At 69.2% G+C, this 22,036-nt stretch carries 22 protein-coding genes; 6 read left to right on the top strand and 16 right to left on the bottom strand.

Annotation, left to right across the window (positions count from 1 at the left end; translation table 11 throughout):
- Positions 1-31 precede the first annotated feature (31 nt).
- The 4 genes from AB0N66_RS03900 to AB0N66_RS03885 form a co-directional block, all read right to left on the bottom strand.
- On the bottom strand, positions 32-1,048 hold the full coding sequence (locus AB0N66_RS03900) for a 1-aminocyclopropane-1-carboxylate deaminase (RefSeq protein WP_365428195.1): 1,017 nt from the start codon (positions 1,046-1,048) through the stop codon (positions 32-34).
- A gap of 26 nt (positions 1,049-1,074) precedes the next feature.
- Positions 1,075-1,770: a GntR family transcriptional regulator gene (locus AB0N66_RS03895; RefSeq protein WP_365428192.1), complete on the bottom strand. Its 696-nt coding sequence runs from the start codon at positions 1,768-1,770 to the stop codon at positions 1,075-1,077.
- An 80-nt stretch (positions 1,771-1,850) separates the two neighbouring features.
- The gene (locus AB0N66_RS03890; RefSeq protein ID WP_365428190.1) at positions 1,851-3,434 is read right to left on the bottom strand and encodes a TROVE domain-containing protein; all 1,584 of its coding nucleotides are present in this window, start codon (positions 3,432-3,434) and stop codon (positions 1,851-1,853) included.
- 480 nt (positions 3,435-3,914) lie between these two features.
- Entirely contained in the window at positions 3,915-5,378 is a 1,464-nt protein-coding gene (locus AB0N66_RS03885) for an alkaline phosphatase PhoX (RefSeq protein WP_365428187.1), read from the bottom strand.
- 616 nt (positions 5,379-5,994) lie between these two features.
- Here AB0N66_RS03885 and AB0N66_RS03880 point away from each other — a divergent pair.
- Positions 5,995-7,152: a hypothetical protein gene (locus AB0N66_RS03880; protein WP_365428184.1), complete on the top strand. Its 1,158-nt coding sequence runs from the start codon at positions 5,995-5,997 to the stop codon at positions 7,150-7,152.
- A 37-nt stretch (positions 7,153-7,189) separates the two neighbouring features.
- On the top strand, positions 7,190-7,636 hold the full coding sequence (locus AB0N66_RS03875) for a hypothetical protein (RefSeq protein WP_365428181.1): 447 nt from the start codon (positions 7,190-7,192) through the stop codon (positions 7,634-7,636).
- Between the two features lie 226 nt (positions 7,637-7,862).
- On the opposite strand, the gene AB0N66_RS03870 is transcribed toward AB0N66_RS03875, so the two are convergent.
- Positions 7,863-9,299: a hypothetical protein gene (locus tag AB0N66_RS03870; RefSeq protein ID WP_365428178.1), complete on the bottom strand. Its 1,437-nt coding sequence runs from the start codon at positions 9,297-9,299 to the stop codon at positions 7,863-7,865.
- Between the two features lie 349 nt (positions 9,300-9,648).
- Here AB0N66_RS03870 and AB0N66_RS03865 point away from each other — a divergent pair, with 349 nt between their 5' ends.
- Positions 9,649-11,475: an endonuclease/exonuclease/phosphatase family protein gene (locus tag AB0N66_RS03865; RefSeq protein ID WP_365428175.1), complete on the top strand. Its 1,827-nt coding sequence runs from the start codon at positions 9,649-9,651 to the stop codon at positions 11,473-11,475.
- A gap of 69 nt (positions 11,476-11,544) precedes the next feature.
- On the opposite strand, the gene AB0N66_RS03860 is transcribed toward AB0N66_RS03865, so the two are convergent.
- The 4 genes from AB0N66_RS03860 to AB0N66_RS03845 all read right to left on the bottom strand — a co-directional run bounded on the left by AB0N66_RS03860 (position 11,545) and on the right by AB0N66_RS03845 (position 13,899).
- Positions 11,545-12,282 carry an SRPBCC domain-containing protein gene (locus tag AB0N66_RS03860; protein WP_365428172.1) on the bottom strand — a complete coding sequence of 246 codons (738 nt, stop codon included), beginning with the start codon at positions 12,280-12,282 and terminating at the stop codon, positions 11,545-11,547.
- A gap of 5 nt (positions 12,283-12,287) precedes the next feature.
- Entirely contained in the window at positions 12,288-12,911 is a 624-nt protein-coding gene (locus AB0N66_RS03855; protein WP_365428169.1) for a helix-turn-helix domain-containing protein, read from the bottom strand.
- Positions 12,912-13,081: 170 nt separating this feature from the next.
- Positions 13,082-13,768, bottom strand: coding sequence for a hypothetical protein (locus AB0N66_RS03850; RefSeq protein ID WP_365428166.1), 687 nt, complete (start codon positions 13,766-13,768; stop codon positions 13,082-13,084).
- Complete coding sequence (locus AB0N66_RS03845; RefSeq protein ID WP_365428164.1) at positions 13,765-13,899, bottom strand: hypothetical protein; 135 nt, start codon at positions 13,897-13,899, stop codon at positions 13,765-13,767. The genes AB0N66_RS03850 and AB0N66_RS03845 overlap by 4 nt, the downstream gene beginning before the upstream one ends.
- Positions 13,900-14,179: 280 nt before the next feature.
- Here AB0N66_RS03845 and dapA point away from each other — a divergent pair, with 280 nt between their 5' ends.
- Complete coding sequence (gene dapA, locus AB0N66_RS03840) at positions 14,180-15,085, top strand: 4-hydroxy-tetrahydrodipicolinate synthase (protein ID WP_365428478.1); 906 nt, start codon at positions 14,180-14,182, stop codon at positions 15,083-15,085.
- Between the two features lie 48 nt (positions 15,086-15,133).
- Positions 15,134-15,637, top strand: a complete 504-nt coding sequence (locus AB0N66_RS03835) for a hypothetical protein (RefSeq protein WP_365428161.1) — start codon at positions 15,134-15,136, stop codon at positions 15,635-15,637.
- Positions 15,638-15,757: 120 nt separating this feature from the next.
- On the opposite strand, the gene dapD is transcribed toward AB0N66_RS03835, so the two are convergent.
- The 3 genes from dapD to AB0N66_RS03820 all read right to left on the bottom strand — a co-directional run bounded on the left by dapD (position 15,758) and on the right by AB0N66_RS03820 (position 17,734).
- Positions 15,758-16,747 carry a 2,3,4,5-tetrahydropyridine-2,6-dicarboxylate N-succinyltransferase gene (gene dapD / locus AB0N66_RS03830; RefSeq protein WP_365428158.1) on the bottom strand — a complete coding sequence of 330 codons (990 nt, stop codon included), beginning with the start codon at positions 16,745-16,747 and terminating at the stop codon, positions 15,758-15,760.
- 130 nt (positions 16,748-16,877) lie between these two features.
- A complete protein-coding gene (locus tag AB0N66_RS03825; protein WP_365428155.1) occupies positions 16,878-17,414 on the bottom strand; it encodes a TetR family transcriptional regulator in 537 nt (178 codons plus the stop codon).
- A complete protein-coding gene (locus tag AB0N66_RS03820; protein ID WP_365428152.1) occupies positions 17,414-17,734 on the bottom strand; it encodes a multidrug efflux SMR transporter in 321 nt (106 codons plus the stop codon). The genes AB0N66_RS03825 and AB0N66_RS03820 overlap by 1 nt, the downstream gene beginning before the upstream one ends.
- A 409-nt stretch (positions 17,735-18,143) precedes the next feature.
- Between AB0N66_RS03820 and AB0N66_RS03815 the strand changes: the two genes are divergently transcribed.
- Positions 18,144-19,100 (top strand): AbfB domain-containing protein, encoded by a 957-nt coding sequence (locus AB0N66_RS03815; protein WP_365428149.1) that lies wholly within the window; start codon positions 18,144-18,146, stop codon positions 19,098-19,100.
- Between the two features lie 72 nt (positions 19,101-19,172).
- On the opposite strand, the gene AB0N66_RS03810 is transcribed toward AB0N66_RS03815, so the two are convergent.
- The 4 genes from AB0N66_RS03810 to sufC are packed head-to-tail and all read right to left on the bottom strand — an operon-like array spanning position 19,173 to position 22,035.
- A complete protein-coding gene (locus tag AB0N66_RS03810; RefSeq protein ID WP_030612912.1) occupies positions 19,173-19,505 on the bottom strand; it encodes a metal-sulfur cluster assembly factor in 333 nt (110 codons plus the stop codon).
- Positions 19,502-19,969: a Fe-S cluster assembly sulfur transfer protein SufU gene (gene sufU / locus AB0N66_RS03805; RefSeq protein WP_365428145.1), complete on the bottom strand. Its 468-nt coding sequence runs from the start codon at positions 19,967-19,969 to the stop codon at positions 19,502-19,504. The genes AB0N66_RS03810 and sufU overlap by 4 nt, the downstream gene beginning before the upstream one ends.
- Positions 19,970-19,984: 15 nt before the next feature.
- Entirely contained in the window at positions 19,985-21,253 is a 1,269-nt protein-coding gene (locus AB0N66_RS03800) for a cysteine desulfurase (RefSeq protein WP_365428142.1), read from the bottom strand.
- Positions 21,250-22,035 carry a Fe-S cluster assembly ATPase SufC gene (sufC, locus tag AB0N66_RS03795; protein WP_365428139.1) on the bottom strand — a complete coding sequence of 262 codons (786 nt, stop codon included), beginning with the start codon at positions 22,033-22,035 and terminating at the stop codon, positions 21,250-21,252. The genes AB0N66_RS03800 and sufC overlap by 4 nt, the downstream gene beginning before the upstream one ends.
- Position 22,036 lies beyond the last annotated feature (1 nt).

The raw sequence follows: 22,036 nt of genomic DNA, 5'->3' as shown, positions 1-22,036 counted from the left end.
CCACAGGCCTCAGAGCCCACCACACGCATCCTCAGAACAACGCGCTGTAAGCGTTCAAGGCAGGCTGACCGCCGAGATGGGCGTACAGCACAGTCGAGTCCCGTCCGATCTCGCCGCGCGCCACGAGATCCACCATCCCGGCCATCGACTTCCCCTCGTACACGGGATCGGTGACCATCCCCTCCGTCCGTGCCGCAAGCCGCATCGCGTCCAGCGTGGCCTCGTCCGGGATCCCGTACGTGCCCGCGTGATACCGCTCGTCCAGCTCGACGTCCGCCTCGGTCAACTCCTTCTCCACACCGATGAGTTGCCCCGTCCCGTGGGCGATCCGGGCGATCTGCTCACGGGTACGGGCGGGCGCCGCCGACGCGTCGATCCCGATGACGCGCCGCGGCCGCCCGCCCGCCTCCTCCAGAGCGGCGAACCCGGCGACCATGCCCGCCTGGGTCGACCCGGTCACCGAACACACCACGACGGTGTCGAAGAAAACCCCCAACTCCTTTTCCTGCTGGGCGACTTCGTATGCCCACCCGGCGAATCCCAGCCCGCCCAGCGGATGATCGGAGGCCCCGGCGGGAATGGCGTACGGCTTGCCGCCCGCCTCCACCACCTCCCGCAGCGCCTGCTCCCAGCTCTCCTTGAACCCGATCCCGAACCCGGCCCGCACGAGCCGCACATCGGCGCCGACGAGCCGGCTGATGAGGATGTTCCCGACCTTGTCGTACACGGAGTCGGGCCACTCGACCCAACTTTCCTGCACCAGAACGCACTTGAGCCCGGCCCGCGCGGCACAGGCCGCGACCTGCCGGGTGTGGTTGGACTGCACGCCGCCGATCGAGACGAGCGTGTCGCAGCCCTGGGCAAGCGCGTCGGCGACGAGGTACTCCAGCTTGCGGGTCTTGTTCCCGCCGTACGCGACACCGGAGTTGCAGTCCTCGCGCTTGGCCCAGAGCGCGGCGCCGCCGAGGTGCTTGGTGAGCCGCTCCAGCGGGTGCACGGGCGAGGCACCGAAAAGCAGCGGGTAACGGGCGTACGAAGCAAGGGACATGAGTCCTCCCCGGATCAGAGGTCAGATCAGGTATCCAGATCGGCCAGGTCGGCCGGGACCTCCAGGTCCGCCGGGACCACCAGGTCCGCCAGACCTTCGAGGCCGCGCCAGATCTCCGCCGTGACGCGGACGGCCTTGTCCACATCGCCGTGGGCACAGGCGTCGATCAACTCGTCATGCAGCCCGGCCGAACGGCAGTTGCCGCCCTCGCCGAAGCGGCGCCGCTCCAGACGCCGGATCAGCGGGCTGTACCGGGCGATGGTGGCGGCGGCGGCACGGTTGCCGCTCACTCGGACCAGTACGTCGTGCAGCGCGTCGTCGGCACGCAGGGCGCCGTCCACGTCACCGCCCCGTACGGCGTCCGCGAACCGCACGTTGGAGTCCCGCATGGCGCCGATGTGCTCCGCGAGAAGCCGGGGCACGGCCGCCCGCGTGACCAGCTCGTGCATGGCACCGACGACGGCCGCGGCGTCCCGCACCTCGGCGGCAACCACCGGGGTAACCCGCGTGTAGCTCTGCGGCTTGGACTCCAGCAGGCCCTCGTCGACCAGCCGGGAGAAGGCGTCGCGCACCGGCGCCCGCGAGAGGCCGAGCAGTTCGGCCAGTTCGGCGTCCCGCACCACCGCGCCCGGTGCGATCTCACCGGACACGATGGCGTCCCGTATCGCCTCGTACGCGCGGTCCCTGAGCAGGGTCCGGCGCACGGGCCGTATTGCCTCCATGAACTGAAATGTTAGATGTCAGATCCCGCCCCGCACAAGAGTGCGACCCGTACCGAAGTACGGGCCGCACCCCACCTCACTCAGACTCCCCAGGGCCAGTCGGCATCGCGCGCCGACTCCAGCAGCGGCACCATCCGGAAAGCCGCGTCCGAGAGCCCCCCGAACGTGTGCCGGTTCCCCTTCCCGGACGGACCGTGCCCGGCCCGGTACCCGGCAAGGTTCCACGTATAGACCGGCACCTGCGCCGGGACCTGCTCGGTCGCGTCACCGTAGTAGCTGGCCGCGGCCTGCTCGTCGGTGACGATCAGCACCCGGTCGTGCTTCTTGTAGTGCTGGCGGACCGCCTCGGTCGTGTTGGTACCGCCAAGGTCACCGAACCGCTCCAGCACCTTGAGTACCGACTCACCCCGGCGGAACTTCACACGCTTGCTGCTCGTACCGAACTCGACGAGATCCGCGTCCGCCGCCCGCATCGCGAGCGCCGTACCGAAGATCGCCGCCGCGTCGGCCCGGTTGAGCTCCGAGCGGTCCGACAGCCGCGAGAAGAACATCGAGCCGGACCGGTCGACAAGGACGAGCGTCCGCCCGGGCAGCGCGGGCACATTGGCCAGCGAGTGACCGAGCGCCTGCTCCAGCGGGTACGACCAGCGCAGCGAAGGCGCGTGCTGGTACGCGGCGAGATACCGGAACGGGAACTGCCGCGAGCGCGCCACCTCCGCCGGATCACTGATCTTGGCGGCGACCTGAGCCGCCACTTCGTCACTGACACCCGCCTCGTCGAAGTTCCGGAGGTTCCGGACCAACGCCATCGCGCCCATGGACGGAACGACGGCCTCCCAGGCCGCCTTGTCCATCGGCCCCTGCAACCAGCCGGCCAGCGCCTCCCAGGTGATGCCGGCAGCCGCGAGCCGCTCGGCACCGTCGGACGCGGTCACGACCGCGCGCCGCTCGGCGACCGGCAGCGCCATCAACTCGCGGTGCGCGACGAGCACACGGTTCGACGCGGGCGGCACCGCCGTGTCCGGGTTGTGGCGCCGGTCCAGGGCGTACTGGAACAGCTCGCCCTGCCACGCCTTGTCGGGGTCCGGCGCCGCGTGCACGAGGTTGAGGATGTCGCCGAAGCGGTAACCCTTGGACGCGGTGTCGTACTTCAGCAGCGACTTGCCGCTGTAGAGACGTCGTACGGCATCCGCGATACCCCGCTTGACGGGCTTGGGCACGTTGCGGCCGTACTGGGAGGTCCAGTACGCGAGCAGCTCGCCGGGCTCGTCGGGACGCCGCAGCACGGAGGCGATGACCTGGCGGTTCGCCGGGCCGTCGGTGGCGCCCGCGTCGAGGCGTGCCTTCACGTACTCGGCGGCGCCCACGATGGAGGCCGTACGGAGGTTGCCCTCGCCGCGCAGCCAGCCGAGCAGGGCGGCCGTCCACGACGGGTCCGCGACGGCAAGCTCACGCACCAGCGCGGCGAACCGGTCGTCGCGGTCCGCGCCGGTCTCGTAAAAGGTCTGCTGCGAGACGAAGTTGGCCACGGCGAGCAGAAAGAGCTCGGAGCGCTGGTCACGCTCGTGACCTCGGCCGCCCTCGTAGGTACGGAGCACACGCCCCGTCGACGTCACACGCGAAGTGGGCTGTGCCTTCGCGGACTTGGTGTTGAATCGCGCCATGGTGAATTCCCCCCGAATTCATTGGTGTACCGGAGGGAGGCGCAGCAAATGGAGCGTGCCCGAGTTCAGAGGTCGGCGACGGACTTATTCAGACGCTCTACCAAATTGAGCTACACCGACCCGAGGTCGATGACGGGATTTGAACCCGCAACCTTCCGATCCCAGAAGTAACCGTTGCCTGCGCACCGGGCACACACCATTGGCTGCGCCTCCCGAGATCAAGTCGGCGGCGGCCTGGATTCTTTGGAAGAGAAGTAGCCGCAGCCTGCGCACCGGGAGGTGCATGAAGTTGTGGTGTCCAGAGTTCAAGGCCGGCGGAACCGACGTAGGTGCTCTAACCCCTGAGCTACACCGGCGAGTTGTACCGGTGGCGGGACTCGAACCCGCGGCCGCCCCATTATGAGTGGAAGTAGGTCCTGCCTTCGCACCTGGACATGCATCACTCTAAGAGGCGTACCGCGGGGCGAGCGAGCGAATTAACTATCCGCGCTTCTGGCGCTTCCAGGGGCCCTTGATGGCCAGCATGATTCCCGGCACCTGGATGTTGGCGAACAGCGTCTTGCCGTCGGGCGAGAACGTGACGCCGGTGAACTCGCTGTACTCCGGGGCCGCTTCGGTGCCGACGTTCAGTTCGTTGCGCGCGATCGGGTACGTACGACCGCTGTCGGTGGCGCCGAACAGGTGCTGGATGCCCGAGCCGTCCTCGGCGATGACGAGGCCGCCGTACGGGGAGACGGTGATGTTGTCGGGGCCGTCCAGGGCGCCGTCGACGGACGGGTCGGGGTTCACGCCGATCAGGACCTTCAGCGTCAGGGTGCGGCGCTTGGGGTCGTAGAACCAGACGGCGCCGTCGTGTGCCTGACCGGGGCTCTCGGTGCGGGCGTAGGAGGAGACGATGTACACGCCGCCGTCGCCCCACCACATGCCTTCGAGCTTGCGGGCACGGGTGACCTGGCTGTCGGTGAACTGCTTGCGGACGGAGACGGTCCTGGCGTCACGGTCGGGGACGTCGACCCAGTCGACGCCGTACACCGTGCCGATCTTCGTGGCGCGGGAGAGGTCGTCGACGAACTTGCCGCCGGAGTCGAAGCACTTGAAGGCCTGGTACGCGCCGGCGTCGGCGGCGAGGGTGGCCAGTTGGCCGTGTCCGTGCTCGAAGCCCTGCGGCGGGGTCCAGCGGTACAGGAGCCCGTTGGGGCCCGAGGCGTCCTCAGTGAGGTAGAGGCGGCCGCGCTTGGGGTCGACGACGACGGCCTCGTGGGCGTAGCGGCCGAGTGCCTTGATGGGCTTGGGGTTCTTGTTGCGGCGGCGGTCCTTGGGGTCGACCTCGAAGACGTAGCCGTGGTCCTTGGTGAAGCCGTTGGTGCCGGCCTTATCCTCGGTCTCCTCGCAGGTCAGCCAGGTGTCCCAAGGGGTGTTGCCGCCGGCGCAGTTGGTGGCGGTGCCCGCGATGCCGACCCATTCGGCGACATGGCCGCCGGGGCGGATCTCGACGACCGTGCAGCCGCCGGCCGCGGCCGGGTCGTAGACCAGGCCCTCGGTGAGCGGCACCGGGTGGGGCCACTGGGCGCGGGGGCCGGCCAGCTCGTGGTTGTTGACCAGCAGGGTGGTGCCGCGCGACCCGTCGAAGGTGGACGTGCCGTCGTGGTTGGACGGCGTGAACTCGCCCGACTCCAGCTTGGTCCTACCGCTGTAGGTGATGACGCGGTACGAGAACCCGGCGGGCAGCGCGAGCAGCCCCTTCGGATCGGGGATCAACGGGCCGTAGCCGACGCCGGAATGGTGGCCCGCCACCTCCGCGCCCTCATCGTCACCCTCGGTCTCGGTTTCCGTGGACGCGAGGGCGTTCGGCGCGGTGGCGAGGGCGCCGACACTGCCGGCCAGCGCGACACCGGCACCGGTGACAGCGGATTGCCTGGCGAAGTCCCTACGGGTGAGCGACATGGTGTCTCCTGTGACGGTCGAATGGGGACTGTCGTGGGGGCGGGGTGGCGGACCTCCGTATCGGCCACACGGTCCCGCCCGCGCCTGAACGGGAGTTGAACAGAGGCAGACATCAGAGGTCCCGCTTCTGTGAACCCATCCGACCCCACCTATGCAAACCGTGAGGCGGAATAATCTTCGTAAACAAGGTCAACACAGGTGGATCGTGCTGAAACTCGTGATTCATTCCAGAATGCCTTGACTCGGGATACAACGGGCCATAGACAGGAAGAGCACACCACCCGAAGGGGAGGCGAGCCCCGAAGAACGCGAAGCGGGTATGACGCCTCCACGAGGACCGGCTCATGAAGCCGGCCAACGTGAGTGGAGTCGGCACCGGGAGGGACGAGCACTCGGGACAGGACGTGATCATCGTCCTTCGTCATCCGGAAAGTGCCCCGTGACCGGCTCCTTCAACAAGACGTGGTTCCGGACGAGTTCGACGGCGTACCGGTGCGCGTGCTCGCGATCGGTGAACCGAGCGCTCAGGAAGAGAACTTGTGACTCCCTGAGCGCTGAGTTGCCGCGCCGCGGCCCGTAAGGAACCCAGAGCCGAAAACTGAAGAGGTGGTCTGGCGTGAGCCAGCCCGAAATGATGCGAGGACCGACTGGCGGTCAACTGAGCGACAACTCCCGCCAGCAAGCCATGTCAGACTTCCTGCGGCCGCAGTCGCCGCTGGCCAACGTCGTCGGCTTCGGCCACGGCGTGAAGTGGATCGACGGACAGCCCACAGGCGAAGCGGCCGTGCTGGTGTTCGTGACCCAGAAGGTTCCTGAGTCCCAGCTTCCGGAGCGAGACGTCATCCCCGCCCGGATGGACGACGGCACCCCCACCGACGTCGTCGCGGTCGGCCATGTCGCCGCGCAGCGTCAGCAGCGCAGGGCCTCGGGCCGCGCCGAGGAGCGCGGCGGCGCCTACCAGCCCGACGGGAACATGGCCGAGCAACTGGCAGGCCTCTCCACGCCGTTGCTGGAAGAGCTCAGCGGACTCGGCGCGTTCGAGCCGCAGCTGCTCAAGCGCCGTATGCGCCCGGCCCCTTCCGGAATCTCGGTCGGGAACGTAGGAGTGACGGCGGGCACGCTGGGCAGCGTGGTGTACGACTTCCTGCCGGGCGCCTCCGTGGACCCCCCGGGTCCCGGGCTCGGCACACCGGTGAGGTTCTACATCCTCTCCAACAACCACGTGCTGGCCGACTCCAACCGTGCACAGCTGGGCAGCGCGATCCTGCAGCCCGGAGTGTTCGACGGCGGCACGGACCCGGCGGACCGCATCGGGACGCTCGACAGGCTCATCCCGATCCAGTTCGCACCGCAGATCCCGCTGGAGCGTCACAGCAACGTGGTGGACTGCGCGCTCGCTTCGGTGGAGTTCCAGGACGCCACGCGTGAGCAGTACTTCAGCGGTGCGCCGCGCGCCTGGCGCCGCAAGTCCAATGTGGCGGTCGGCGACCTGGTGAAGAAGACCGGCCGTACGACGAACATCAGCTTCGGCCGGATCATGGCGGTCGACGCGACGATCGACGTCAACTACGGCACGGCGGGGACGGCCCGGTTCAGGGACCAGATCCTCACGACGAACATCTCGGCGGGCGGCGACTCGGGTTCGCTGGTCACGTCCACCGACAACGTCGCGCTGGGGCTGCTCTTCGCAGGGTCCTCCGTGGTGACCATCTCCAACCACATCGAGAACGTCCGCGCGCTGCTGAGGGTCGAGATCGCCGAGCAGCTGGCCTGACGGTCACTCAACACCCGCCCGGGAAGAGGGAATTCACATGACCACGCAGGCAAAGCGGCAGAAGAGCCAGGCCGGCTCCGATCGCCGCTTCCACAACGCGCAGGGCGCGGAGGTCAAGACGCGTGACGAGGCGTTCGCCGCGCAGCGTGACCTGACCTCCGAGTCGGTCTCCACCGACGCCAAGCTGGAGCTGCACAACGGGGCGGTGACCTTCGCCATCGAGGTGAGGTACAACCCCAACACGTACCCGCACGTAGTGACCGGTGGCAAGATCACCTCCGGCATCAGCGACGCCCCCTGGGACCTGACCGGCGGCTTCATCGGCGAAACGATTCGCCTCGACGCGAAGCGTTCGGGCCAAGGCTCCTCGGCGACGACGATCACCATCGTCGGCGAGTTCCAGAACCCGTCGGCATATCGCGGCACGTACGGCTTCGACGGCGCGTCATCGTCGTTCAAGCACACGACGCGCTACCAGTGCTGACAGCTGACAGCTGACGCATCACGTACGAAGCACAGACCCACGACGCACAGCCACACAGCCGCACGAACGCACCACGCACCACGCACCACGCACCACGCACCACGCACCACGCACCAACCGGACGCATTAAGCGGCGGGGGCAAACCTTGCCCCCGCCGCTGTTCCGCGCTCTCGGTCCGCCTCTGCGCCGCGCCGTGCCTCCGCCCCGTGCCGCCGCGCCGCCGCCTCAACCCCCTTGCTGCGACCGCGCCTTGAACGCCGCCTTACGAGCCTCCTTGGCCACCTTCTTGTCCGGGTGCAGCCTCCCCATCGCCTCCAGCACGTCCGGCGTGGCCGGGTGTTCGACCCTCCAGGCCGCGGCGAAGAAGCTGCTGTACTGCTGGGCGAGGCCCTCCACAAGGGCCTGCAGTTCGGCCGAGTTGCCTTCGGCCGCGAGCTGCGCGGCCAGTGTGTCGATGGTGAGCCAGAAGACCATGGCCTCGGACGGAACGGGTACGTCGGCCGCCCCGTGCTCGCTCAGCCAGACCCGTGCGAGCCCGCCCAACTCGGCGTCGTCGAGGACTTCACGGAGGGCGGGTTCCGCGTCGACGCCGACGAGGGAGAGCGCCTGCTGACAACGGAGGCGGCGCAGCGGCGCTCCGCTGTCGGCTCCACGGGCCGCGGCAAGCAACTCGCGTGCGGCCGGCAGGGGTTCGCGCCGGGCGAGCCACTGTTCGGTCTCGGCCTGCGCCGCGGCCGGCGGAAAGGCGGACGTGCCGTCGAGGAGCACGTCGGCCCCCTTGTCGGCCAGGTCCCCGACCGCGGGAGCGGTGAGCCCGGCTTCGAGGAGCCGCGCCCGGATCCCGTACAGCCCGAGCGGCGTCAGCCGCACCATCCCGTACCGCGTGACATCCGTGTCGTCGAAGGCCGCCGCGGGCTCCGCCGACTCTTCGTCGGGCTCCGCCATCAACGCCTCGTCGACCGGCTGGAAGTCGACGATCCCGATGGGTTCGAGGAGCCGGAACTGGTCGTCGAGCCGCATCATCGCGTCCGACACCTGTTCCAGGACGTCGTTGGTCGGCTCCCCCATGTCATCGGGAACGATCATCGACGCGGCGAGGGCGGGCAGCGGCACCGGACCGTCGCCGGGCCCCTCCTCGCCCACGGTGAGCAGGTACAGGTTGCCGAGCACCCCGTCGAGGAACTCGGCCTCCGCCTCCGGATCCCAGTCCAGGGACGAGAGGTCGATCTCGCCGCCTTCGTCGATGGCGCCGACGAGATCGTCGAGGTCGGGCACGCTCGCGTCGGCGAGCACCGTGTCCAGCGCGCCCAGCCACACCGCGAGGACGTCCTGCGGTGCCCCGGAGGTGAGCAGCGCGAGGTCCTCGCCCGCGGTGACCGTCCCCTCCTCCTCGTCCACGATCTCAATGAGCCCGGTGTCCACGGCGACCCGCCAGGCCTCGCTTGCGAACGCGGCCGCCTCGTCACCGGCGAGGCCGAGTTCGGCGGCGGCCTCCGGGAGCTGTTCCTCGGCGAGTTCGCCGCCCGCGCCGACCCGGGTCTTTGGACCGGCCCAGCGGGCGAGCCGGGCCGCGCGGGAGAGCAGCGGCGCGGCGAGTGCGTCCCGCGCCAGCTCGGCTTCGGAGTGCAGCCGCGCCGGCGGCAAGGGGGAGCTGTCTGACATCGGCTGGATTCTCCTCCGGACAAGCAGGACATACGGTGCGGGCAGGCAAGGCGGGTCGGCAACGCGGACAGCGCTTGCGATACGAGCAACACCGACATTACAAGCGCCGCACCGACCGCTCAGCCTAGACGGATTTAGACCCAAGCCGCCCGGTTCATGTCCCTGACGGGCGCCGTACACCACGGAAACCTTGACAACTCCCCCGCTCACGCACGAGATTGACGCGCGTAGAAGTATCAGGGTTGCCGACCCACCAGTTTCTACGCGCGTCACCGACCCCACGCAGGCCGCGCTTTCCCACCGCTCCACCCTCGTCCCGGCGCTCACGTACGTCCCCGGAGGGATTCCCTTGCCGAGCAGGAGAACCGCGCGCATAGGCGCGCTGACCGTCGCCGCGGTCTGTTCCACCGTTTCCGCCGTGGTGCTCACGACACCCGCCCACGCGGACACGATTCACATTCGCGATGTCCAGGGCGCCACTCGGATCTCCCCGTACGCGGGCCAGGCGGTCACGGACGTGGCGGGCATCGTCACGGGCGTGCGCACCTACGGTTCGTCGCGGGGTTTCTGGATCCAGGACCCGAACGCGGACGACAACCCGGCCACCAGTGAGGGCGTCTTCGTCTTCACCAGCTCCGTCCCCAAGGTCGCCGTCGGCGACTCGGTCACGGTGTCGGGCACGGTCTCGGAGTACGTCCCGGGCGGCGCCGCGTCCGGCAACCAGTCGATCACGGAGATCACCAAGCCGGTGGTGACCGTGCTCTCCAGCGGGAACGCCGTCCCGGCCGCCACCGTCGTGAACGCGAAGTCGGTCCCGAGCGTCTACTCCGCCGACGGCGACACGGCCGCGAGCGGCTCGGTCAACGGTCTGACCCTGAAGCCGAAGAAGTACGCCCTGGACTACTACGAGTCCCTCGAGGGCATGAACATCCGGGTCTCCGACGCCCGCGTGGTCACCGCGACCGACCCGTACGCCGAGCTGTGGGTCACGGTGAAGCCGCACGAGAACGACAACCGCCGCGGCGGCACGGTGTACGGCTCGTACACCTCGCAGAACACCGGACGCCTGCAGATCCAGTCGCTCGGCGCGACCGCCGACTTCCCGACCGCGAACGTGGGCGACGAGCTCACGGGCACCACCGCGGGCCCGCTCGACTACAACTCCTTCGGCGGTTACACCCTCGTCGCCAACCAGATCGGGACCCTGGAAGCGGGCGGCCTGGAGCGCGAGACGACGCAGAAGCAGTCCAAGAGCGAGCTGGCCGTGGCGACGTACAACGTCGAGAACCTGGACCCGGGCGACGCCTCGTTCGCCGCCCACGCGTCCGCGATCGTGAACAATCTGCGGTCGCCCGACATCCTGTCCCTGGAGGAGATCCAGGACAACAACGGCGCGACGAACGACGGCACGGTCGCAGCCGACCAGACCGTACAGAAGCTGCTCGACGCGATCGTCGCGGCGGGCGGCCCGGCGTACGAGTGGCGCTCCATCGACCCGGAGAACAACACGGACGGTGGCGAGCCCGGCGGCAACATCCGCCAGGTCTTCCTCTTCAACCCCGAGCGCGTCTCCTTCACGGACCGCGCGGGCGGCGACGCGACGACCGCCGTCGGGGTCACCAAGGTGCACGGCAAGGCGGCCCTCACGGCCTCCCCCGGCCGTGTCGACCCGGCCAACACGGCCTGGACGACCAGCCGCAAGCCGCTCGCGGGCGAGTTCGTGTTCCGCGGCAAGACGGTCTTCGTGATCGCCAACCACTTCGCGTCGAAGGGCGGCGACCAGGGTCTGACCTCGCAGTACCAGCCGCCGGCGCGCAGCTCGGAGACTCAGCGTCACCTCCAGGCAACCGCGGTGAACACCTTCGTCAAGGAGATCCTCGCGGCCCAGAAGAACGCGGACGTCATCACCCTCGGTGACATCAACGACTTCGAGTTCTCCGACACGGCGAAGCTCCTGGAGGACGACGGCGCGCTCTGGTCGGCGATCAAGTCGCTGCCGAAGAGCGAGCGTTACACATACGACTACCAGGGCAACAGCCAGGTCCTGGACCAGATCCTGATCAGCCCGTCGATCCGCAAGGACGACGACTTCGAGTACGACAGCGTGCACATCAACTCGGAGTTCAACGACCAGATCAGCGACCACGACCCGCAGGTGCTGCGGTTCAAGCCGTAACCCTGTGTGCGGATGAGCCCGGCCCCGTCGTCCGGAGGGCCGGGCTCATCCCATGCGTGCAGCACCACGTCAGGCGGTGAAAACTCCGTCCAACCAGCCCTGCCAGGCAGCCTCGTTGCGCTTGCCGTCGGCGTCGGGCGCGAAGTCGTGGATGCTGATGCCCACCGGCGCACCCCAGTGGTTGCGCCCGAAGAACCGGATGAGGGCGTTGTCCGTGCGCAGCCCGATGAAGTACGGGTCGCGGTAGTCGAGTACGGCGTCGAGGGGTTGCCCCTCGGGCCCACGGGCCTGCACACGCGTGCCCTCGGCGGTGCCGTCCGTGAGGCCGAGCGCATGTCCTACGGCGGCGAAGGCGTCGGACGCCTTGGACGCCTCGGGTCCGTCGAACATGGCGAACGTGAGCGGGCGTCCACTGAAGTGCGTCACGTACTCGCGCAGGGTGCGCAGGTAGAAGGCGTTGTGCTTGTTCGCGCCGTCGTACTGGTTGTCCCAGTCGTCGACGAAGATGCCGCTGTGCACATACCGCACCCAGGCCCGGCTGCCGCCCTCGCGCGGCTCGATGGTGTAGTCGAGCTGGTTGAGGGTCTGCTCGGAAATGCCGTCGACGTCCTCAACACGGTTGATGTAGCGGTGCGGCGGGTCCCAGGTCGTGATCGTGGACCCGAAGGGACCGGCGCCGCCCTCACGCGGCTCGGGCGCCTCCATCGGCCACAGCCAGCCGCCGACCCCTTCGGTGACCGCGTCCCACACCTGCTCAGGCGTGGCGTCGATCTCGATCTCGTGGGCGCTCTCGAATTCCTTGGACATGGTGGTCACTCCTCGGTACTGATGGGCAGTTCGGCCGCCGGGGTCTCGGGTTTGACCGTGGGGTGGAGCGCGACGACGATCCGGTGACTCCGGCCCCCCGCGGCGTCGGGGGCGTCGTACTTGCGGATCAGCCCGCTGACACCGACCGACAGCTCCTCGATGAACGCGGCGCGGTCGGCGGCCGAGGCGAAGGTCACCTGTCCGTCGAGCGCGTAGGTGGCGAGCCGCTTGCGCGCCTTCGCCGCGCCGGTGATCAGCGAACCGACGTCCCGTACGAGCCGGGCGCCGAGCGCGAGCAGCCAACGTGCGGACAGCTGGTCCCGGAACCGGTCCGGATCGGGCTGTACGGCGGCCAGCGCGAGCGGCGAGATCACGTACGACGCGGCGGTCGCGCGCATCAGCCGCTCGGTGACATTGCCCTTGCGCCGCTCGCCCGCCAGTTCGACCAGTCCGTGCCGCTCCAGCGTCTTGAGGTGGTAGTTCACCTTCTGCCGGGGCAGCCCGACCTTGCCGGCCAGCATGGCGGCCGAAGCGGGGCCTGCGGCCAGCTCGGCCAGCAGCCTCGCCCTTATCGGGTCAAGTGAGACGGCGGCGGCCTCTGCGTCCTCGATCACGGTCACGTCCAACATGACTCCACCGTCTCACCGAACACTTTTTTTGTCCAGACGGCTGGGGTTGTCGGTGAAGCATCCGGCAGTATGCCGGACACCAGTTCGATTAGATGGGCATACGACAGCTTCCCGACCCCCACCCGGCTGGCTGGCTGGCTGGCTGGCTGGCTGGCTGGCTGGCTGGCTGATCAGCCAGCCTGCGTCCCGCGCTCGTCAAGCCGGGCCAACTGGCTCTGGAACCAGTCGAGTCGGGCCTGCAACAGGGCCGCCTCAGCGACCAGCTCGGACACACCGAGCCCGGAGGTCGCGCCGAGCCCGCCGGTCACGTCCATCACACCACTGGCGGCGGCCCGGACCCGCAGCCCGTCCCCGGCCAGCCGCGCGAAGGAGGCGAGAGACAGCGACGTACGACCGCGTACGCATCCCGCGCACGCGGCGGACAGGGCGCGCCACCCGGGCCGCCCCCAGCCCGCGTCGGCCAGGGCGCCGGCCACCGCACCGCACACGCACGGGCCGACGGTCGCGGTCCGCACCCGCTGGCGGCCGTAGCGGAAGCCGCGTTCGAAACGGATGTAGGCGCCCAGGACGGACACTTCGAGGAGGACGGCCGCCCGGTGTTCGGCGGTGCACAACAACGCCTCGGCCGTGGCCCGTTCGTTCACGCAGTGGAAGCCACAGTCGCAGCGGCGGTGCGGCGCACGGTGCCGCCGTCCGTAGACACAGCCCGCCTCGTCCAGCACTCCGTACGGCAGCGCGCCGCCCAGGGAGACGCCGGTGAACCCGGCCCGGGTGCCGTCCTGGGACAGCACCGGGTGGGCGATCTTGTATCCGGTCGGCGGCTCCGTCGGTCGTTCCTCGGGGAGCCGCAGCCTCATCGGGCGACCGGAACCTCTTCGGGCGCGGACGCCTCCAACTCCTCCATTTCCTCAGGAAGTTGGAGTTCCTCGTCCTGCACGTGAGCCTTCTCTTCCGCGACTCCGGTGGCGAGTGCCTTGCCGAGCCTCATGACGCCTCCCGCGATCTGCCGTCGACTTCCGTCTTCGCCATGGTGACCCATGCAGAGCCGAGTTGGCACTAGGGCCTGTCCGGCGGATCATGCCGGATACGGGGCTTGGCACGCCGACCTGCGTCAATGAGGCGCCGCCGATTTCCTCCGACCTGATCCGCCGGACAGACCCTGGGCCTCGCGCGGACCACCCACCAACCACGTAGCATCCGTTACCCATAACTCGTAGAAGAACTAAGTGGAGCTTCACGATCGGGTTGCCGACACTACTCCCATGACCATGACCACCTCAGCCCACAGCACTCCGCCCTTCGGCCGCGCGCTCTGCGCCATGATCACGCCCTTCACCGAGGAGGGTGCGCTGGACCTCGAAGGGGCGCGGCTGCTCGCCGACCGGCTGGTCGCCGAGGGCTGTGACGGGCTGGTCCTGTCCGGGACCACGGGTGAGTCGCCGACCACGACGGACGCGGAGAAGTCCGCGCTGGTCCGGGCGGTCCGCGAGACGGTCGGCGACCGGGCCGCCGTCGTGGCGGGCGTCGGCACCGCCGACACCCGCCACACCGTGGAGCTGGCGCTGGAGGCCGAAAAGGCGGGCGCAGACGGCCTGTTGGTGGTCACGCCGTACTACAGCAGGCCTCCGCAGGAGGCGGTCGAGGCGCACTTCCGGGAGATCGCCGACGCCTCCGGGCTGCCGATCGCGCTGTACGACATCCCGGGTCGCACCGGCACCCGCATCGAGCCGGACACCATGATCCGCCTCGCCGAACACCCGAGGATCGTGGCGGTCAAGGACTGCGCGTACGACCTCCTGGGCACCCAGAAGGTGCTGGCCCGCACGGAGTTGGCGTACTACACCGGCTGCGACGAGTACGTCCTCGCGATGCGCGCGATCGGCGGCAGCGGATACATCAGCACCGTCGCGAATGTGGCGCCCCGTCAGTTCCGGGCGATCCTGGACGCGTTCGACTCGGGGGACACCGCCGAGGCGGCCCGCCTCCAGCAACGGGCCGTCCCACTCATCGAGTTGATGATGTCGACCGGCCTGCCCGGCACGGTCACGACGAAGGGGCTGCTGGGCGCGCTGGGCCTGCCCGCGGGTCCGGTCCGGTCGCCCCTGCGGCCCGCCGGCCGGGGGACGGTCGACGGGCTGGTGGCGGCGTACGAGGAGTTCGTCGGAGCCGGCTGAACTCCCACGCTTCGGGATCCGTCGTCACCTCTCGCCTACGGTGGGCCCGTGAGCCGACCCCTGCTGTTCCTCGACGTCGACGGCCCCCTCAACCCGTACGCGGCCCAGCCGGAGCGGCGCCCCGAGGGCTATACGACGATCCGGGTGGCCCTGACTCCCGGCAGGCCCCTGCGCGTCTGGCTGCACCCGGAGCACGGCCGCGCCCTCCTCGACCTCGACTACGACCTGTGCTGGGCCACCACCTGGATGGACTCCGCCAACCGCTGGATCGCCCCGGTCATCGGCCTCCCCGAACTCCCCTACGTCGACTTCACCGGCGCCCTCTTCGCCGAGCGGCCCGACGGAGTGCACTGGAAGACCGAGCGGATCGTGGCGTACGCGGACGGCCGGCCCTTCGCCTGGGTGGACGACGAACAGAGCCCGGCCGACGACACATACGTCACCGCCCACCATGCCGGGCCCGCGCTGCTGCGCCACGTCAATCCCCGACTGGGCCTGCGCGAGGCCGACTTCACGGCCCTGGCGGAGTTCGCGACGACGCTGCGCTCATAAGTCGAGTGCCCTCCTGCTTGCGACAGGAGGGCACTCGACGAGGGACACGGGCTGCGGCCTATGCGGCTCCGCCGGGTGGGCGCGCCCACCCGGCGGACTACCCGCAGCCTCGGACGAAGCTCAGTTGTGACTGTGGAGCACCTCGTTGAGGCCGCCCCACACCGCGTTGTTCGGCCGCGCCTCAACCGTTCCGGTGACCGAGTTGCGGCGGAAGAGGATGTTCGAGGCGCCGGAGAGCTCGCGGGCCTTGACGATCTGTCCGTCGGGCATGGTCACGCGGGTGCCGGCGGTGACGTACAGACCGGCCTCGACGACGCACTCGTCGCCGAGTGCGATGCCGACGCCCGCCTCCGCGCCGATCAGGCAGCGCTCGCCGATGGTGATGCGGACGTTGCCGCCACCGGACAGCGTGCCCATGGTGGAGGCGCCGCCGCCGATGTCGGAGCCGTCACCGACCACGACGCCGGCCGAGATGCGGCCCTCGACCATCGAGGTGCCGAGCGTGCCGGCGTTGAAGTTGACGAAGCCCTCGTGCATGACGGTGGTGCCCTCGGCGAGGTGCGCGCCGAGCCGGACGCGGTCGGCGTCGGCGATGCGGACGCCCTTCGGCGCGACGTAGTCCGTCATGCGCGGGAACTTGTCGATGGACGTCACAGCCAGGTGGAGGCCCTCCGCCCGGGCGTTCAGGCGCACCTTCTCCACGTCGTCGACGGCGACCGGGCCGAGCGAGGTCCAGGCGACGTTGGCGAGGTGGCCGAAGATGCCGTCCAGGCTCTGGCCGTGCGGCTGTACGAGGCGGTGCGAGAGCAGGTGCAGACGCAGGTAGGTGTCGTGCGCGTCGAGCGGCTTCTCGTCCAGCGAGGCGATGACCGTACGGACCGCGACGACCTCGACGCCTCGGCGGGCGTCGGGCCCGATGGCCTTCGCGGCGCCCTCGCCGAGCAACTCCACGGCACGCTCGGCGGACAGCCGCTCGGTGCCGGACGGGCCGGGCTCGGCAGAGAGCTCGGGGGCGGGGAACCAGGTGTCGAGGACAGCGCCGTCAGCGGCGACGGTGGCAAGCCCGGCGGCGACGGCGCCGGTGGTGCGAGTAGCAGTCGTGTCGGTCATGGGTGAAACCTAACTTGGCGGGGGCGGCACGGGCCAACCGGTGCGCGGGGCGTCTCAGAGACCGGGAACGACCCACCGCTCGGACACCCGACGGTCACCGTGAACCGAGCGTGACCGGAGCCACCAGGGCTCACGGAATCACCCGCGCCAGCACCTCCCGCGCATACCCCTCGTCGTAAGCCGTCCCCGTCAGCAGCACCTGCAGGCAGATCCCGTCCACCAGCGCGACGAGCGCCCGCGCGGTGACGGGGTCGGTGCGGCGGGCGAGCGGCTCGGCGAGGCCCTGGACCCATTCGGCGGCAACGGGACGTAGGGCGGGGCGTCGCAGAGCCGCCAGGTAGAGCTCGTACTCCAGCTCCACGCTCGTACGATCGCCCGCGAGCCACTCGCCGGTCAGCGCCGCGAGTTCACCGGCCACGTCGAGCCGGGTGTCCTCGAAGGCACCGCGCGCGGCGACCACCTTGGCGAAGCCCTCGTTCGCCTGGCGGAGCGCGGCGACCATCAGCTCGTCGAGGGTCTTGAAGTGGTACGTGGTGGAGCCGAGCGGCACATCGGCCTCGGCGGCGACGGAGCGATGGCTCAGTCCGGCGATGCCCTTGGCGCCGACGACCCGGATCGCCGCGTCGATGATCCGCTGGCGGCGCTCGGGATCGTACCGGCGCGCCATCAGTGCGCCCCGCCGAGGTTCAGCAGGACGACCCCGCCGATGATCAGCGCGATCCCGCCGAGCTTCGCGGCGCTGAGCCCCTCACCGAGGAACACCATGCCGATCGCGGCGATGACTGCGGTCCCGGCGCCGGCCCAGATCGCGTAGGCCGTGCCGACCGAGACGGTCTTCAGGGTCTGTGCGAGCAACGCGAAGGCGATGACGTATCCGAGGAGGGTCACCAGCGACGGCCACAGTTTGCTGAAGCCGTCGCTGTACTTCATGGCGGTGGTGGCGGCCACCTCCGCGGCGATGGCGCCGGCGAGCATCACATATCCCATGTGTACGAGTGTACGCATCGATGTGTACGACCGTACGCAGAGTCTGGGACCCCACCGCGGTCCCGCTCGGCCGAGGTAGTCGTCGACTGACCAACTGACCAGTCACCGGCCCCTGTTCACGAACAAACCCGCGCCAAGCGGTCGAGCGTCCGTCGCTTGGCGTGGGCGGCCCGTCGCAGCGTCTCCCCCGCGTTCCGGCCCGGCCGCGAATTCCGTTGGACCACTGGGGCAAACGGCTACTCGGGAGTCACCTGGTCCACTACTGTTTCACCAGTCGCGCACATGGCCTCCATGGCCACTGCCTGTCCATGTGCCTGCGCCTCCCCTTTCTCGTGCCCCCACCAGAAGCTCTTGGCTCAGACCAAAAGACGAATCCGCGTACGCCCTGGGCGACGCTGGAGGAACTTGCATGCCAGAAATGAACCCCGAGAACGGGCCCGACCAGCCCGCCAGTTCCGCGGAGAGACCCGTCCCCTCGTCGGAGATCACCGCCTGGCGCCCCACAGCGCACGGCGCTCCCTACCCGGCGGAAATGCCCCCCTTCTCCAAGCTCCCGATGCCATGGAAGCCCGATGAGCCCCTGGCGGAGGCGCGACTGCCCGGCACCCGGCGGCTCTGGCTGGCCGGCGGGCTCGCCATCGCGGTCCTCATCGCCACCGCCACCGCGATCGCCGTACTGGACAACGGTACTGACACCTCGTCACAGGATCAGGCGAACCGGCCCGCCGCCGATACGGGCCTCCCGTTCATACCCAGCGTTCCCGCCGCGGCACCGACCGGCAAGACCGCCTTGTCCTCCCCTGCGCCTTCCGCCTCCGCCCCGCAGGGTGCCGCCTCACCGAAACCCTCGGGTCAGGGATCCGCCAAGCCCGTCCCCGCAGCGCCGAAGCCCACCGCCTCCAGCAAGCCTTCCGCGCCCGCTGCCCCTCGGACGTCGGTCCAGTCGGTCGACCACCCCGACCGCTACTGGCACGTGAGCGACGGCACCGTCCGCCTCGACCAGGTGAGTGGGAGCAGTCCGGCGGCGACCAGGCGGGACTCGAGCTTCAAGCAGGTCAAGGGTCTCGCGGACTCCTCCTGCTACTCCTTCGTCACCGCCGACGGCAGCTACCTCCGCCACCGCGACTTCGTCCTGCGCGCCGACCGCAGCGACGGCTCCGCCCTCTTCAAGCAGGACGCGACCTTCTGCCCCCGGCCGGCGTCGGCCTCCGGCGCGGTCATGCTGGAGGCGGTCAACTACCCGGGCCGCTACCTGCACGACCGCGACTTCCAGCTCCGCCTGGAGAGGTACGACGACGACCACCGGCGCGACGACCACCGGGACCGCGAGGGCTGGGCGTTCCGCCTGGTGAAGGCTTTGGGCTGAGCCCCGGAACCGAGCTTCAGGTATGGCTGTGGCCCCCGGCGCACCGCCGGGGGCCACACCTGCACACACAACTCAGACGTTGAACCCCAGCGCCCGAAGCTGCTCGCGCCCGTCGTCCGTGATCTTGTCCGGGCCCCACGGCGGCATCCAGACCCAGTTGATGCGCAGTTCGTTGACGAGGCCGTCCGTGGCGGACTTGGCCTGGTCCTCGATGACGTCGGTGAGCGGGCAGGCCGCGGACGTCAGGGTCATGTCGATCGTCGCGATGTTCGCGTCGTCGATGTGAATGCCGTAAATGAGGCCGAGGTTGACGACATCGATACCCAACTCGGGGTCTACGACGTCGTACAGAGCCTCGCGGACCTCCTCCTCCGAGGCGGGCTTCATCTCGATGGTCTCGCTCATGCCGTCTTCCTTTCAGCGGCGTCCGAGCCCAGTGCCTGGGCCGTCGCGTCCTTCCACGCCATCCAGCTGAGCAGCGCGCACTTCACCCGTGCCGGGTACTTGGAGACACCGGCGAACGCGACCGCGTCCTCCAGCACCTCCTCCATCGCGTCGTCCGGTTCGATGCGGCCCTTGGACTGCATCAGCTCCAGGAAGGTCTCCTGGACCTTCTGCGCGTCGGACAGGTCCTTGCCCACGAGCAGCTCGTTCAGCACGGAGGCCGAGGCCTGGCTGATGGAGCAGCCCTGGCCCTCGTACGAGATGTCCGCGATCCGGTCACCGTCGTACTTCACGCGCAGGGTGATCTCGTCGCCGCACGTCGGGTTGACGTGGTGCACCTCGGCATCGCCGTCCCGCAAGCCCCGCCCGTGCGGGTGCTTGTAGTGGTCCAGGATGACTTCCTGGTACATCGAATCAAGCTTCACGACTCAGCCAGCTCCTCAGCCGAAGAAGTTCCGTACGTGCTCCAGGCCGTCGATCAGTGCGTCGACCTCGGTCGGCGTGGAGTACAGATAGAACGACGCTCGCGTGGTCGCAGGAATTCCGTACCGCAGGCAGACAGGGCGTGCGCAGTGATGTCCCACGCGGACCGCGATGCCCTGCTCGTCGAGAACCTGGCCCACATCGTGCGGGTGGATGTCACCGAGCGTGAACGAGATCGCCGCGCCCCGCTCCTCGGCCGTGGTGGGGCCGATGATCCGCAGGTCAGGGACCTCCAGAAGCCGCTTCACCGCGTACTCGGTGAGCGCGTGCTCGTGGGCGAGGACCTTGTCCATGCCGATCGCGGAGAGGTAGTCGATCGCCGCGCCGAGGCCGACCGCCTGCGCGATCGGCGGGGTGCCCGCCTCGAACTTGTGCGGCGCCGGGGCGTAGGTCGACGAGTGCATCGACACGGTCTCGATCATCTCGCCGCCGCCCAGGAAGGGCGGCAGGTCCTCAAGGAGTTCCTGGCGGCCCCAGAGGACGCCGATGCCCGTCGGACCGCACATCTTGTGGCCGGTGAAGGCCACGAAGTCGGCCTGGAGGGCCTGTACGTCCAGCGGCATGTGCGGCGCGGCCTGCGAGGCGTCGATCAGGACCAGGGCCCCGACCTCCTGGGCTCGGCGCACTATCGCCTCGACCGGGTTCACGGTGCCCAGGATGTTCGACACCAGCACGAAGGAGACGATCTTCGTCTTCTCGGTGATGATCTCGTTGATGTTCGAGAGGTCGAGGCGGCCGTCGTCGGTGAGGCCGAACCACTTCAGCTTCGCGCCCGTGCGCTGCGAGAGCAGCTGCCACGGCACGATGTTGGAGTGGTGCTCCATCTCCGTGATGACGATCTCGGTCTCGTGGTCCACCCGGTAGGGCTCATCCGCCCAGCCGAGCATGTTGGCCACGAGGTTGAGCGACTCGGAGGCGTTCTTGGTGAAGATCACCTCGTTGCGGCTCGGCGCGTTGATGAACGTGGCGACCTTGTCGCGCGCACCCTCGTACAGCGCCGTGGCCTCCTCGGCGAGCACATGCACACCGCGGTGGACGTTGGCGTTGGAGCGCTCGTAGTACTCGCTCAGGGCGTCCAGTACCTGGCGCGGCTTCTGCGAGGTCGCCGCGTTGTCCAGGTACACGAGCTTCTTACCGTCGTGGACCTGGCGGTCCAGGATGGGGAAGTCCTTGCGGATCGCCTCGGTGTCGAGGAGGCCGGGGAGCCCATGGCGGGAAGGGGTCACGCGGATACGCCACCCTTCGTGTCGGCCGTGTCGTGGATCGCGTAAGCCTCGTAGCCCTCGTTCTCCAGCTTGTCGGCGAGTTCGGCGCCGCCGGACTCGACGATCCGGCCCGCGGAGAAGACGTGGACGAAGTCGGGCTTGATGTAGCGCAGGATGCGCGTGTAGTGGGTGATGAGCAGGGTGCCCACCTCGCCGCTCTCGCGGACCCGGTTGACGCCCTCGGAGACGACGCGCAGGGCGTCGACGTCCAGGCCGGAGTCGGTCTCGTCGAGGATCGCGATCCTCGGCTTGAGGAGCTCCAGCTGAAGGATCTCGTGGCGCTTCTTCTCACCGCCGGAGAAGCCCTCGTTCACATTGCGCTCGGCGAAGGCCGGGTCCATGTTGAGGCGCTCCATGGCCTCACGGACCTCCTTCACCCAGGTACGCAGCTTGGGGGCCTCGCCGCGCACGGCCGTGGCCGAGGTGCGCAGGAAGTTGGAGACGGAAACGCCGGGGATCTCGACCGGGTACTGCATCGCCAGGAACAGGCCCGCGCGGGCGCGCTCGTCGACGGACATCTCCAGGACGTCCTCGCCGTCGAGGGTGACGGTGCCGCCGGTGATCGTGTACTTCGGGTGGCCCGCGAGCGAGTAGGCGAGGGTCGACTTGCCGGAGCCGTTCGGGCCCATGATGGCGTGTGTCTCGCCCTGCTTCACGGTCAGGTCGACGCCCTTGAGGATCTCCTTCGTGGCGTTGTCGGCCTCGACGGTGACGTGCAGGTCGTGGATTTCAAGCGTTGCCATG

Origin of the sequence: Streptomyces sp. NPDC093544, from assembly GCF_040683495.1 — a bacterium.
Lineage (GTDB): Bacteria > Actinomycetota > Actinomycetes > Streptomycetales > Streptomycetaceae > Streptomyces.
The sequence above is the reverse complement of the archived record's forward strand: the minus strand, read 5'-3'. Positions and strand labels throughout refer to the sequence as shown.